Source organism: Pseudomonas sp. CFBP 8758, assembly GCF_014841725.1.
GTDB classification, from domain to species: Bacteria; Pseudomonadota; Gammaproteobacteria; order Pseudomonadales; family Pseudomonadaceae; genus Aquipseudomonas; species Aquipseudomonas baltica.
Window position 1 is genome coordinate 40,168 of the sequence record NZ_JACYUK010000010.1, and the last position, 13,263, is coordinate 53,430.

The following is a 13,263-nucleotide window of genomic DNA, read 5'->3' on the forward strand; positions in this document are numbered from 1 at the left end:
CGACTACGGCAGTGTCTGTGGGGGTTACCGAAGTGGGTCGATTGAATACCGCGAGTGCAGGAAAGGTGCGAAGCAGTGGTTCAAGGAGCAGTGCCGTCGAGGGGGGAGTGAGGCACTGCGAGAGCGGTATTGTTCAGCGGGTTCGGGGTTTAGTCCAATGGGGTAGGGAGGCCAGTCCAGTGAGGGGCCGCTTATGTTCAAAGCGGCACCATTCGCGATCGACAGGCACTCAGTTTTGCGTCTGACCGATCAGGCGTGAGGTTAGAACCGCAACTTCATTTCAAGCAGAGAATCCTCCACCAACGTCCTGCTCGTCTCCGTCAGCAAGGCCACAGCCTGGTTAAGCGCGCGACAGAGCTGCTGATTCGCATCGCTCGTTTCCGCGGCAAGCACAGACGCGGTATCTAGCAATTGGCTAGCGCGTTGAAGGGATTGGTAAGCAACGAGATTCGTTTGATCTTTCATGGGTGGCGACTTCCGTATGTAAGGGGAGATCTACCAGCACTCGCCGTCAAACGAGTGGGTGGCAGCTGTGCATGGGTTGACGGACCGGTCACATACGAACCCGGCGCACCCGAAGGTGCCCCACGCACAGCCGCCATAGAGTCCGGAGCGGGTGCAAGAGCGCCCGTGCCGAGTCTTGAGACTGCGCGTTCGTATGTAGGACAGGCCGTCAAACCTGGTCACGCATGTGGCGTGACGAGCGGGAGGATAGGCAGGGTGGGTGGGGAGGTCAACTGTGATGCATCTAGCCCGGGCACCAGCGCCGGTTGATTGTTTGCAAGCAGTGTCCCGAGCATAAATACAAAGAGGCTCGTGGGTCGTTAAGGAGACTTGCTCGAACTCCCCCAATACGCTTGCTCCTGTCCCGCCCATGATCGGTGGCGGAGAAATGGGGGACTTGGTGCGCGACACGGATTGGTCCAGCACCGCCTTGGCCGATTACCGCTCATGGCCTGCATCCCTGCGCACTTCGTTGTCGCTGGTATTGAACACCAAAGGCATCGCAGCACTTTACTGGGGGCCCCAGCAATGGCTGCTCTACAACGACGCCTACGGCCTGTCGCTTTTCGAACTGATCCACCCCGACGACCTGGCGCACACCCAGCAGGGCGCCAGTCTTTCCGCTGATGGCCATGCCTACGCCCGGTTCGACAACCGCTACCGCCACAAGGACGGCAGCTACCGCTGGATATCCTGGTCGACCCAGCCAGACGAGCAGCAGATCAACGCCGTGGGCCGCGACTTCACCGCCGAGCGGGAGAGCGCCAACGTCCTGGCCGCCGCCGAGGAGGCCCTGCGTCAATCGCAGAAGCTGGAAGCCATCGGCCAACTCACCGGTGGCGTCGCCCACGACTTCAACAACCTGCTGACCGTGATCAAGTCGTCGACTGACCTGCTCAAACGGCCTGATCTCTCCCACGAGCGACGCGCGCGCTATGTCTCAGCCATCGCCGACACCGTCGAACGAGCTGCCAAAGTTACCTCGCAACTGCTTGCCTTCGCCCGGCGCCAGGCACTGCAACCCACGGTGTTCGCGCCTGCCGAGAACCTGCGGGCCCTGGCCAGTATGATCAAGATACTGGTGGGCGCCGAAGTGGAGCTGGTGATGGAGATCCCCGAACATAGCCACTTCGTGATCGCCGACCCCTCTCAGTTCGACATGGCAATCGTCAACATGGCCGTCAACGCGCGTGACGCCATGGTCGGCCAGGGGTGCCTTATCATCCGAGTGGGCCCGGCTAGCCGGGGGGCCGAGTCTGGCGAACAGCCTCAAGTGGTGATTTCGATGACCGATACCGGCAGCGGCATCGCGCCGTTGCACCTGGGCAGGATATTCGAGCCCTTTTTCACCACCAAAGGCGTGGGGCAGGGCACGGGCCTTGGCCTGTCGCAAGTATTTGGGTTCGCCAAGCAATCGGGTGGCGAGATCACCGTGGACAGTGAAGTCGATCAGGCACCACTTTCACACTCTACCTGCCCCAGGCATCCGAGCCGCGCGAGCCACGGAGTGTCGAGGCGACCCATGAGTTGGTACACGGACACGGCACCGGTGTATTGATCGTCGAAGACAACCCTCAGGTGGGCGCCTTTGCGATGCAATCACTGTCGGATTTGGGCTACCGGCCGATCCTTGCCATCAATGGACAGGAAGCATTGGCCGAGCTGGCCCGCGACGCCAGCCGATTCAAAGTGGTGTTTTCCGATGTGGTAATGCCGGGCATGACCGGTATCGAACTCGCCCATGAGATTCGTCGGCGATACGAAGGATTACCTGTAGTGCTGACATCGGGATACAGCCATGTGCTGGCAGAGAAGGGAACCGATGGATTCGAGTTGTTGCATAAACCGTATTCAGTGGAGCAGTTGTCGCGCCTGTTGTGTGGGGCGGTGTGTACACATCGCTTGAAGGTGACCTGATCTATCACTCCAATTCAATCCCGACACTCGCCACCTTCACCGCCAAGCTCGCAAAAAATATACACCCGATCAAACGGGCAAAAATCTCCAGCGTTTCGCACACATCCGGATCTTCAAACAGCACAGGCCGCGAATCGATCGCGCAGAGCGCTCCGTACAACCGGCCATCAGGCAGAAAAATGGGCACGCCTACATAGCTGTCCAGATCATAGGTCTTGACGATCAGTCGTGAGGCGAAGCTCTGGTCATGGCTCACTCTCGGGATCAGCAACGGCGCAGGATCCCGCTGGAACTCGCTGCAGATCGTGTCTTCCAGCGGAAAGGCCTCACCTGCGCCGATTCCCAGGTCGGCGGAATCGTGCACGGAGCAGATGACCAACTCAGCGTCGCCAAATTTGGTGATCGCGGCGAAGCGCATGTTGGTAAGCCTGGTCACCAACCGCAGGATGTTGGTGGTGGCTTCGATTTCAGCAATGGCTGCGCGTTCTTCCTGGGACAGGAGGGTGGGCGGGTAGTCGAGTGCCATGGGGTACCTCGTCGTTTTGGGGAGTTTCGGCTTGTGATTGAGGTTCTGCAAGGGGGGCGGCTGGAGCGATGTTACGGCACTGGTGCGATTGAGCCAAAGCCATCGGTTCAGGCACAGAAAAAGCATTGGCGAGCTACGCGAAGTGATAGGGGTGTGAGGGTTGCTTGGACCGGGGTAATCTGAACTGAAGTAATAAGTATTTGATTTATATAGATATTTTAGGTTTTGAATTTTCTTTGGAATACTATTTGGAATACCGGATCATGATCTGTCCTTAGCAAGGGTGTCTGAAGCTATGACAGTACTGGCCTTGGCATAAGCGCATTGGTAAAAATTATAGTGATACTCCATCTCTGGGCGTCGCAATGTCCAGTTTCAGGATTGCTTTCTGAATGTCCCGCCTTACCTGATCCAACTTCTTCTTTGCCAACCTGTCTGCTTCTGCTTCATTCCCATTGAATGGAGGCAGGGCTTCCGCCATAGACAGTTCCCATTTTGCCAGTCCGTTCAAGCATTGCTCCAGGTGTCGTGTGGTGATCTCCAATTGCGCTTTATAGCGGGCCGACTTTAGTCGCTCGTTGCGAAGTGCTGCTTTTTCCTTAATGGCCTGCTGCCGAACATCCTCCTGCATTTTGCGGCGTCCTTCATCCGCATTCTCGATCAGAGCAATGAGTTGGGCCGTATTGCTCTGGCCGTCGTTGTTCTTCGCTAGTAGTGAAAGGGCTTTTATCGCAGTGCTTGGAAGTGAAAACGTTCGCGCTTGTCTGCCGTTGTCAGCGCTGCGGTACTGCTTCTGGCGCCATGCATTTTTCATGGCGTTGAGTGTGATCAGTCCGCTAGGTGAGCTTTCAAGTGCTTTGCCCGCTTCTAATAAATCGTTGTGGGTCACCGCTCCACGGCCGAAGAGGCTATTAACGCCGCGGCGTCTTAGGTATTCAGTGGCCCACATGAGCTGGGCTTTATCGCGATGATTCAGCCAGTCCAGTCCGGTTTTTTTCATAGCCATTTAGGTACTCCTCTCAGGGATGGTTTATACCCGAATAGAGGATTTTTGTAACCTGTTATGCGTTACGTTATGCGTTATGTTATGCGTTTTTATTACTGTCAGCACGAGAGCATTCATATAGGGTATATTAACGGTAATAAATTAATGATTGAGAGAGCGAGTTGAGCTACTACCTTGGCGTTTTAGCTATGCCACTCAAGCACGTCGAGCCGGAGGTGAAGTTTGTCTTGGTGGCGTTTGTGCAGCGTTACGGACTGGCCGAAGGAGGCCCGTGCAGTGGTGAGGTGCGGGCGAGTCAACTCGGTCTTCCGCTTCGCGTTGTTGCATCGGCTTTAGCGCAGCTCGTTGATTCCGGATGGCTTGTTAAACTGCCGGTGTCAACGCCTGGGTCTTCCGGAAGGCCCAATCACACTTATAAGGTTCAAGCCGCTCTTGCGGTCGCGCTCGAGAAGGCTATGGTGCCGACCGTCATCCACGAGGGACTCATTAAGCGCCTGATCGCTGGCCCGGTCATTCGTGCGGTGGGGCCTGAAGAGGGCGGTGATGGTGCGGAAGTAGTCCAGTCCTTGAAGTCGGTTAATGAGTTCGGTAAACCGGTTCCGCCGGGACGCCGGGGCAACCTCAGTCTGGCTAACCGACTGTTGCTGGCTACCCTCTTGAGCTACGCAGATGCTTTTGGGGTGGTCAGTCAGCTTGGGAGCGTGAAGCTGGTTCAGTTGACGGGGCTGGCGCCCGCCAGTTTGAGGCAAAGGATCCGTAGGCTGATGGATCTGGGGTTTATTCGTAGCTGCGTACCCGGAGTGTCTTCGTCGATTTTTGCCAGGAAGGCCATGAGTACCTATTTTCTCAACTTGGGTCATCGTCAACTGACTCAAACGACGGATGTTCAGGTATTGAGTCATTGGACCCACGAATCGAGTGATCGGTGGTTTCAGCATCATGGCGATAGGCTTCGCAATGACGTCAGCGCGGCTAAAAAGTCATTGGGTAACGCAATCACGACCCCTAGGCCTGTAGTCCGCTTTCTTTGGCGGCAGCGCCCACAAGTCTTTGCAGTCTTGCAGTTGCTACTGTCACGGTACGCCTCGTACCTACTATCGCATCACTGGTCTGCTCTCGGAGCGCACGCAGGCCACGTCGATGATGAGCTGCGAAAAAGGATCTCTAGGGATTTGCGCAAGCCTGCGCCGTCATCACCGCTGGATGCTGAGCTGGGAGAGAGTGGCTGGGAGGTGATCATTGAGCACTTCCGTGAGTTGGCGGTGGAGCTGGCGAAGGAGTACCGCTCACGATTCCAGGAGACGTCTGAAGTTTTCTTCGACTGGTTAGAGTTGTGCGTCATCCCTGTGCCTGCTGAGCGAGGCTATGAAGCTATTACTCTGTTGGCTCTGGAGGCTACTGAACAGGGCTGTTTAGTCCTTGGATATGAGGCCGTGGGGAGTGTGACGGCGTTCAAGCGCGAGGCGGATATTCCTCTGGAGCAGCTCTATGCGTTGGGACTGCTTACCGCGCCACGGCTCAGGCCTTAGAGGGACCGGTCATTTTTTATAAGGCTTCCCCATCCTCTGAACCAATCAGAGGGCTGCGGCCATGAAGAAATTGCTCCGTAAGAAAGACGTGCTGGCGGCTACAGGCTTTAAGAATTCGACGCTGTACAAATACATCTCCGAGGACAGATTCCCGAAACCAGTGTCATTGGGGGAGCGTGCGGTCGCGTGGGTGGAGAGTGAGGTCGAGGCTTGGATCGAAGCGCGGATCAGTGCGCGTGATTTGGCTGCAGGGATGTAGGCCGGCCCCACGGTGACGGGTCTGAGTAACGATTATCCATGATGCGCCATGATCGGCTCACTGCCGATCATGGCGTTTATGCCGGATGGTGTAGATGATTCTCAACTAACCTCCTCAAACCGCAGTTTGGCAAATCTCTTGGCTATCAAGGCAATGTTGCTCTCCATTTCCTTGCTATTCCGGGATGGAGACCTGGGCTCGATTCGGGATCTAGTTATATAGCTCTTGAACTATCAATCCATCATCAATCAATAGGCTGAACACTGAGAGCTATACAGCCACTACCACCCAATTGATGCGACAGACCATCGATTAAATAAATCCTCATCACGCACCTGATATGCCAACAACTAATCAGGTGCATCACGATGACTGAACGAACCAGCTACACCTACCGCTCACAGTCCGATAACGCTATCCGGATTGAGCGACTGATCAACGCCATTCAACGTACAGATGGTCAAGCCTTTCGAATTACATACTCGAAGCACGGGGATGAGCAGGTCGATGCAACCAAACTGTCAAAGTACTTCGATGGGATCGAGCAGATGGTCGATCTGTTCGAATGTGACGAGGAGTATCAGTACAGCTGGCATTTGAACCTTTTCCTAGAGGCTTGCCATGCAATTGGGGTTGAGCGCAGTCCATGTGGCATTACCTGCTTGGGTGAGTGTGAAACACGCTATCTGAGCGCCAGCGAGACGTTGAACGAACTGACCAAGCAGGTCCGAACGCTTCTCACCAAAAAGAGATACAGGCGCTGGGGACACGATCAGCGTTACCAAGCGATTAAGCAGGAGATCGAAGTTGGCCGCTACGTTGATGCAGTACATGATCGTTACGCCCGCACTTGCGTGATTCGGGTTGATCTGTATTACCGTAGAGAGGCACAAGCTAGGTTGCGTGTGGAGCACGTCTTTGACGACCTCAGTCGGCTGATTGCTGAGCGTGAACGTAACCTGATTTTTGATCATGAGATCGGCTACATATGCAGCGTTGAGCAGGGTGAGGACCGGGGGTATCACGTCCATGCTGCCTTCTTCTTCAATGGCGCTGAAGTGCGTGCAGATATCTACAGGGCGCAACAAATCGGTCAGCTGTGGGAGCGTATTACCCGTGGTCAGGGTTACTTCAACAGCTGCAACCTCGAAAAAGAAAAATATAAAGATAGGCTGGGGGTTGGCTTAATCCACAGAAGTGACTTGAGTGCACGGGCTAACGTGCATTACGCCATGCGTTACCTGGTCAAGAATGATCAGCATCTGCGGCTCAAGCCTGTAGGGGCTCGTTGCTTGCGTAAGGGGCTGGTAAGAAAGGTTTCTGGTGCGATCAATCGATCTATTGTCCGGGGGACGTAATCTATTGAGTAGGTTAGGTTGATGTCCACCGGGCGATGCACTATCTGCTCGGTAGGCACCGTTTTTAGCTTCCCAGACGTTTACCTAAGTTTGGAGGTGGGACAGCGTAGTTATACGGCGTGAGCGTATCAGCCCGACTCAGCATATGTGCACCAGGGCCAGGTGTTTCACTCGGATCAAGGGCCCAGTATGCGAGTCGTTTATTTCGCCAGCGGCTCTGGCGTTATCGCAGGCGCCAAAGCATGAGTCGCCGGGGGAATTGCTGGGACAATGCGCCAATGGAGCGCGTGTTCCGCAGCTTGAAAACGGAATGGATACCGACCACGGGTTACCGAACGGCTCAAGAAGCCCAGCGCGATATCAGCCATTTCTTGATGCATCGGTACAACTGGGTTCGACCCCATCAGTTCAATGGTGGGCTGGCGCCAGCTCGGGCCGAAGAAAAACTTAACGTCGTGTCTGGGATTAGTTGACCACTACAATCGGCATGATGTCCATATCCGAAGCAAGGCACACAAAGCTGTGCACTATCTGGCCTAGGGCGAGGATACACAGCACTTGAGAGTGAAGCCTGCAGGTATACGTAAGAGGCCATTGCGCATGTGGGCATGGAAGAATCCTCTTTGATCAGGCGAGTAACTGGACGCGATGCGCTCGCAGTAGGGAGAGCAGTTACCTGTTTCCCTGTCGCGACCTCTAACAAACCCGGTCCACAATCATGGAGTTCTATTGAAGGAGCCTTGATGGCCGTTACTGCACTCAGACTCATCGAAGGCCTATGATGACTGTGTTTACAGGGAGGGCACTCGGTTTCAGGTCTAATTAAAAAATAAAGGCACGGAGTTGAACCGTGCCCTTGTTTCTAACGAATTCCGACAGGCTTATCATTTTTATCATAGCAAATAGGATATTCGCAGTATCCGCCGGCATTGAGTACTTCCAGTTCTTAGACTGCTGGCAGGTATTGCTTGAGCTCCATTTTTAGTACTTTCTTGCCATTGATGGTGCAGTCATCGTCTTCGCGCGGGTTGCACCAGGCTTCTTTTACCTCGATGTCTTTTGTGGGTTTTGTCATGGGCGTATTTTCGGTCTGTGGCTCGTCATCGACTGAAGAATCACTCGTTGCATTCGCATCCAACGAGTAGGCAGCAATAGCGTCTTTTGCGTTAGTTTTGCTGATGCCGTGATCAAGCAAGAAGTCCTGAAGTAATTTCCGGGCTTGAGCGTAGGTAACCTCTTTCCCCTTTTTATTTGGCCCGCCATCCATGCGATAGGCAATCGGATAACCATCCTCACTTTCATAGATGTAATAGTAAATGGAGAGACTAAAGCTGAGGTCTTGGCCGTACATTCCGTAGATACCTGAGCCATTGGATGCACGGCAAGTACCTCGCATGCATTTGCCGCTGATGTGGTTGCTAAAGGTAATGTTGCGCTGCTGTTGTGCATTCCACTGAGTAATGTTCCTAGGCAGCGTGTACCAGGTACAGCGGTAGAATTTTGCACCATACTGATTTTTAGCCTCTGCGCAGGGAATGGCATAGGGCAAGTCGTTCATGTTTTGTTCATTTGGTAGCATGGGTGGATACATGTACCCGTAGTCAACTTCGGCTTGTGCGTTCAATGAAAGTGCGAGGGCAATACAGCTGGCTGCTTTTAGTATAAATGATTTTGTTTTCAATTTATTAAACTCTGAAGTGTATGCAGGAGCGCGGATTGATTCGGTCGTCTGCTATTTCTTGTAGATGACTTTCAGTTTTTTATTGACGTAGTCTTTTATGATTTCGTAGTCTGGATTGTAGGTGACTAGAGTGTGACCAGTGCTGGCCACGGTAGCGGCGGTTGCTATAGCGACCCCTATGGGTAGGGAGGCTATTCCAATAACAGCACCCAATATACCCCCTTGGGTTATGGCACCTTTTATGTCGGATTTTACTCGGCACTTTAAACCTAGATTTTCTATCTTTTTTTCGACAATCACCACGCTCTTAGTAAATTGGCCTCGTAACCCTACAATTTCAAAAGATTTTTTGGCTTTTAGAAAAGTTTCTATTTGAGATTCGTTTAATCCATTTACTGTTGATAGAGGCATATTTCAAATTCTCTGTATCGGGGATAGGAGGGCCTTCTGCTAGCTCTGCTCAACGTCAGAGAAACATCAAAAAGGGTCGTAAATGCCGTGGTCGTGAAAGCATCATAGCGCGACGATTTTCGCCATGGCAAGAATCTCTGCAAACCACGATAAAGACGGTGACCTAGTAGCGCTTGGTGCGGTAGTACGTGCGCGGCGACTAGGACAAATGCTCTCGCAAGAAGCCTTGGCCGATGCCGCTGGGATTGATCGTTCCCACATGGGGAAAATTGAGCGGGGAGAGAGAAATGTTACTTTTTTGAACATTCTCCGAATTGCTACTGCGTTGCAATGTAAACCGTCAGATTTGCTTTTCGAGGCAGGCTTGTGATTTCGCCATAGGGTTGCGGACATAAAAGCGCCCGTTGAGCTGGATGCTGAACGGGCGTTATGGTTGAGGAGGGGAGGCGTTTCAGGCAGCAATTTGCAGGGCGACATCCAATGCACGTTGCTTTATTAGCGCCCCCTGGCCGAACCAGGCGGAGTCCATGCGGTACTCGTTGCTACGTGCTCTGCGCTCGTGATCGACATACTCGGTCACTGCGTTGAGCAGGCCCCAGGCAGTGCCTTGCGCTGACTCAAGCGTTGCGCCACGGCCGCGTCCCTCGTACAGGCTTTGTACCTTGCGCAGGGCGCGTTCGTTGGGCAGGACTTCAGGTAATTTGCTATTGGGCGTTACGTCACACAGTACGTTCATGAAGAACCCCATAGCCTCATGCCAATGGACTTTACGCTCGGCCAGCACGCGCATGCGATACATGAACTCGTCCCATTGCGAGACGGCTACACCCAATTGCTTTTTGACCGCCCGAGCATCGAACCGGGTGCTGTGCGGCACCTTGATGGCGCGGCTTGCTCCATTCACGGCGATGGTCAAAGTGTTGTTGCAGACCACGCGAACGGTGGTAGGCGTGGCTGTGGTGGCGAGCGTGCCGTCACAGGAGGTCGCCAGCAACAAATAGCCATTGACCTGATCGTTGCCCTTCAAGGTGGCGTTCTGCCCGGTACGGGCTAGCGCCCAGAACTTACGACCGCCTTTGAGCACGCCAGCGGTTTCCAGTTCATAGCCGGACACTTCAGTCAGGTCACGATAGAACTCCATCACCTCACGTGGCTGAACTATTTGATAGCGGTTGGAAACCACCGATAGCGGTGCCTTCGTGTCGGAGCGGTATAGCACTTTTTGTTCAGGGAAAGAGTGAATGCTGCCCAAATGGCCGATAGATTCGGCTTTGAAGTGAACTGGGCTTTCTTGAATCTGCCAGTCCATGCCAGCCTCACGCTGCCAGATTTCAATAGGCTGTTTATGAGTCAATTGGCTGCCGAGGCCATGCCACGGGGTTGCTCCAACGTAAGCCATTTGTTCGATTTGATGAGCCATGATTGAGGTTCCTTGGGTGCAGATCGGCATAAACGCCACGTATCGCGTGGCGCTGTCCGGACGTAATAGAAAGAAAGGAGTAGAAGACGGATTAAGCAGGGAGATTGAAGCGATGCCCGCAAATCAGGCAGAGGTTGTGGGCGAGTACATGGCGGTCAAGCTTGTCGCCGAGTTGAGCGCCTAATGCACAGCCGCCAGCGCCGCCAATAAGACCGCCTAGAATGGCGCCAGAAACGGCCCCGAGAGTGACTCCGAACGGTCCGGCAACTGCACCCACGGTGGCACCCGCTTGACCGCCCGCAAGTGCGGCACTGACGCCGCGTGCTGCGCCGCCGACCGTACCCAGGGCAGCTGCAATTTTCATGGCTTGGTGGAAAGAGGCAATTTTTGGTGAGTTACAGCGAGGGCACTGCAATGACATGGTTTGAAGCTCCATGGGTGGGGGTGTCATAGCAGTGATGTAGGGTTGAGTTTTTTTCGAATCGAATATGCGTTTTTGATGAGTGATTTGATCGGTACGGTTGTAGACGACTCAGCGCAGACTACTGCCGAATCAATGTGCATCGGGGGCGTGGCCTGCAACCGCGCCGACGGTCGAAGGAATAACGGCAAGGTGGCTTGCAATTGACTGAAGGCAAGATGTAATCGCATTCCATGGATGCACGGAAAATTCTCAGGTGGAGCTTTTACGCAATTTGGACATAGATAAGATTCTGGATTAGCCCATGCAGCATCGATTGATACGACACTTAAAAGAAAGCGTTTTGGGGCGCTGATATGGTGATCATTGTTAAGTGCCAGGATAGAGATTTCGCGTTTTTCTGGTCAGTAGATTTTGGCTGAAGTCCTTGTGCAGCATGGTCTCCGAAAAAAAATACAAGCATTGGAAATACGTGAAAACTTTTCTTTACTCACTTAGGGGATGACCTAAAGCGATGACTTATACACTAATAGATCGCGCCACAACTATTCTGGGGAGGGACATATGTCTCGAATGACTGATTCAATGAATGGTCTTTTTAGCTTCAGTGCGTTATAAAAAATGGATTTCAGCTGAATCCCTGTGTGATTTTCAAGTTGTGCTGAGTCTGCCTAATGGTGGAGCTCGCATTACCTATGGCATGGTTGATTTCGAGCGCGTTCGTGCCTTTGTGACTTACGTGTCTGCAGATCCGATAAATGGGGCTCCATATTTCGGCGTGGGTTACGCAGTTCATGGAAAATTTAGGCGGCAATGCCTTGCCTCGAAAATATTGGTTAAAAATATTGCTGAAATAAAACGCAGGTTGGCTCGCAATGGCATTCAGAAAATTTACATTGAGGCCGTTGTGGGAGAGTCAATCATCTCATCCAGGAAGGTAGCGGAAAAGGTGATATCTGCAGCACCTGATCGAACTGGCTTAGACGAGTTTACGGAGAGCCAGCATGCCAGCTTATAGCCTGTGTTCTTATTGTTGTTGATGTTATTCTTTTTCGAATACAATCTTCTTCCAAATGATTTCTTTTCGGCTTAAAGAGTCTTTTGTTTCTCTGCTGATATAGATTGGTTTGAGGTTGAACTTGCTTGATTGTTTTAAGAGTTCCTCTATGGATACCGGGTACATAATTCTTTTCGTATCTGGTGTTCCGATTCTAAGCGTGACGGCTAAATGCTTGCCTGCTTTTAAGAGGTCGCTAATTCTTTTTATTGATGTTTCTCTCTCGTCAGGTGGTATGTGCATCCATACGGCACTAATTAATATAAAGTCATAAGCGTTATTGTTCAATGCTAAAAGATACGGAAGGCAGTCATTTGTCCAAGTTATATTCTTGTGGTTGTTTTTTTTCTGCGCAAGCGCGAGCATTTTATTACTTGGCTCAACAGCGGTTACCTGATAACCACGGCGTGCAAGTGAAAGCGCGTCGCGCCCGGAACCACATCCTATATCCAAAATTTTCGCGCCGGTCTGAATTGGTAGGAATTTTATAAATTGTCTGTGGATGTTAGAGAAGTACAGCTTGCTATAGTCGTCAAAGTATTTGTCACTATCAGAGTCATAGCTCGCCCATGTCGTGCTATTTTTCGAATTCATTTATTGAATACTTCTATTTTTTGAGGGTAGAGGTAGTTGTTCGTGGTTTGTGGTTCGGGTTTTTTATTCTCAGTGCTTATCTTTTCGGTATTGCTAGCGCCTGCGATGCTCAAACATGCAGCTGTAAGTAGAAGCAGAATCCAGCACGTGATTACAGTGTAGTTTCCTTTGCTGTCGTTTTGCTGGTTAAAGGCCAGCTGGAGATTTATATGTTTTTTTATTAATTGTCTAAGTCGAACAATGATAGGGATAGTCAGAATGTTGACCGTCGCCGCAAAAGAAAGCGCCAAAACCTTTGGCAAATCACCACTGATAGATGCTGTGCCATACCAAATACCGCCAGTGATCGCGATGACCATGCTAGGGACCTGCCATAGCTGTTGATTGAGCGACCTCAAATGTTGGCCTGCCTCAAGGTAGCTAAGCTCTTCTTTTTTAAACTGCCATTTTATTCGCTCAAGCTCTTTTGCGTTTTCATGCTTGATAGCTTCGAAATCCGGGTCGTTCATCAACGTTACAGTCTTTCTTGTCGTGAGGTGTCCCAGTCTAACTGGAATTCGTGCTGGCGCCGCAATGACGA

The 13,263-nt window shown here is 52.2% G+C and carries 16 protein-coding genes and 1 pseudogene; 9 read left to right on the forward strand and 8 right to left on the reverse strand.

What is annotated here, in order from left to right; all coding sequences use genetic code 11:
* Positions 1-904 precede the first annotated feature (904 nt).
* Together IFT75_RS19555 and IFT75_RS21450 are read left to right on the forward strand one after the other, a co-directional pair.
* Complete coding sequence (locus IFT75_RS19555; protein WP_342214390.1) at positions 905-2,062, forward strand: PAS domain-containing sensor histidine kinase; 1,158 nt, start codon at positions 905-907, stop codon at positions 2,060-2,062.
* Positions 2,059-2,421: a response regulator gene (locus IFT75_RS21450; protein WP_244652797.1), complete on the forward strand. Its 363-nt coding sequence runs from the start codon at positions 2,059-2,061 to the stop codon at positions 2,419-2,421. The genes IFT75_RS19555 and IFT75_RS21450 overlap by 4 nt, the downstream gene beginning before the upstream one ends.
* A 4-nt stretch (positions 2,422-2,425) precedes the next feature.
* Here the strand turns inward: IFT75_RS21450 and IFT75_RS19560 are convergent, their stop codons facing one another.
* A complete protein-coding gene (locus tag IFT75_RS19560) occupies positions 2,426-2,947 on the reverse strand; it encodes a GAF domain-containing protein (protein WP_192056365.1) in 522 nt (173 codons plus the stop codon).
* A 334-nt stretch (positions 2,948-3,281) separates the two neighbouring features.
* Positions 3,282-3,953 (reverse strand): hypothetical protein, encoded by a 672-nt coding sequence (locus IFT75_RS19565; protein ID WP_192056367.1) that lies wholly within the window; start codon positions 3,951-3,953, stop codon positions 3,282-3,284.
* A gap of 161 nt (positions 3,954-4,114) precedes the next feature.
* Between IFT75_RS19565 and IFT75_RS19570 the strand changes: the two genes are divergently transcribed.
* From IFT75_RS19570 to IFT75_RS19585, 4 genes and pseudogenes are all read left to right on the forward strand, one after another.
* The gene (locus IFT75_RS19570; protein ID WP_192056368.1) at positions 4,115-5,482 is read left to right on the forward strand and encodes a hypothetical protein; all 1,368 of its coding nucleotides are present in this window, start codon (positions 4,115-4,117) and stop codon (positions 5,480-5,482) included.
* Between the two features lie 61 nt (positions 5,483-5,543).
* Entirely contained in the window at positions 5,544-5,741 is a 198-nt protein-coding gene (locus tag IFT75_RS19575; protein ID WP_122425024.1) for a helix-turn-helix transcriptional regulator, read from the forward strand.
* Between the two features lie 368 nt (positions 5,742-6,109).
* A complete protein-coding gene (locus tag IFT75_RS19580) occupies positions 6,110-7,099 on the forward strand; it encodes a YagK/YfjJ domain-containing protein (RefSeq protein ID WP_192056370.1) in 990 nt (329 codons plus the stop codon).
* 156 nt (positions 7,100-7,255) lie between these two features.
* Positions 7,256-7,572: pseudogene (locus tag IFT75_RS19585) on the forward strand (integrase core domain-containing protein); the annotation flags it as partial.
* Positions 7,573-8,045: 473 nt separating this feature from the next.
* Here the strand turns inward: IFT75_RS19585 and IFT75_RS19590 are convergent.
* Together IFT75_RS19590 and IFT75_RS19595 are read right to left on the reverse strand one after the other, a co-directional pair.
* On the reverse strand, positions 8,046-8,657 hold the full coding sequence (locus tag IFT75_RS19590; protein WP_244652798.1) for a hypothetical protein: 612 nt from the start codon (positions 8,655-8,657) through the stop codon (positions 8,046-8,048).
* A gap of 174 nt (positions 8,658-8,831) precedes the next feature.
* The gene (locus IFT75_RS19595) at positions 8,832-9,191 is read right to left on the reverse strand and encodes a hypothetical protein (RefSeq protein WP_192056371.1); all 360 of its coding nucleotides are present in this window, start codon (positions 9,189-9,191) and stop codon (positions 8,832-8,834) included.
* Between the two features lie 124 nt (positions 9,192-9,315).
* Here IFT75_RS19595 and IFT75_RS19600 point away from each other — a divergent pair, with 124 nt between their 5' ends.
* The gene (locus IFT75_RS19600) at positions 9,316-9,561 is read left to right on the forward strand and encodes a helix-turn-helix domain-containing protein (RefSeq protein WP_192056373.1); all 246 of its coding nucleotides are present in this window, start codon (positions 9,316-9,318) and stop codon (positions 9,559-9,561) included.
* An 81-nt stretch (positions 9,562-9,642) separates the two neighbouring features.
* On the opposite strand, the gene IFT75_RS19605 is transcribed toward IFT75_RS19600, so the two are convergent.
* A complete protein-coding gene (locus IFT75_RS19605; RefSeq protein WP_192056374.1) occupies positions 9,643-10,611 on the reverse strand; it encodes a DUF932 domain-containing protein in 969 nt (322 codons plus the stop codon).
* Between IFT75_RS19605 and IFT75_RS19610 the strand changes: the two genes are divergently transcribed.
* Positions 10,610-10,795 carry a hypothetical protein gene (locus IFT75_RS19610; RefSeq protein WP_192056376.1) on the forward strand — a complete coding sequence of 62 codons (186 nt, stop codon included), beginning with the start codon at positions 10,610-10,612 and terminating at the stop codon, positions 10,793-10,795. The genes IFT75_RS19605 and IFT75_RS19610 overlap by 2 nt on opposite strands.
* Here the strand turns inward: IFT75_RS19610 and IFT75_RS21455 are convergent.
* Entirely contained in the window at positions 10,703-11,032 is a 330-nt protein-coding gene (locus IFT75_RS21455) for a hypothetical protein (protein ID WP_244652799.1), read from the reverse strand. The two genes, IFT75_RS19610 and IFT75_RS21455, sit on opposite strands and share 93 nt — an antisense overlap.
* A gap of 589 nt (positions 11,033-11,621) precedes the next feature.
* On the opposite strand from IFT75_RS21455, the gene IFT75_RS19615 reads away from it, so the two are divergent.
* A complete protein-coding gene (locus IFT75_RS19615; protein WP_192056378.1) occupies positions 11,622-12,050 on the forward strand; it encodes an N-acetyltransferase in 429 nt (142 codons plus the stop codon).
* A gap of 24 nt (positions 12,051-12,074) precedes the next feature.
* On the opposite strand, the gene IFT75_RS19620 is transcribed toward IFT75_RS19615, so the two are convergent.
* Both IFT75_RS19620 and IFT75_RS19625 read right to left on the reverse strand, forming a co-directional pair.
* Positions 12,075-12,683 carry a class I SAM-dependent methyltransferase gene (locus tag IFT75_RS19620; protein WP_192056379.1) on the reverse strand — a complete coding sequence of 203 codons (609 nt, stop codon included), beginning with the start codon at positions 12,681-12,683 and terminating at the stop codon, positions 12,075-12,077.
* A complete protein-coding gene (locus IFT75_RS19625; protein ID WP_192056381.1) occupies positions 12,680-13,192 on the reverse strand; it encodes a hypothetical protein in 513 nt (170 codons plus the stop codon). The genes IFT75_RS19620 and IFT75_RS19625 overlap by 4 nt, the downstream gene beginning before the upstream one ends.
* Positions 13,193-13,263: the final 71 nt, after the last annotated feature.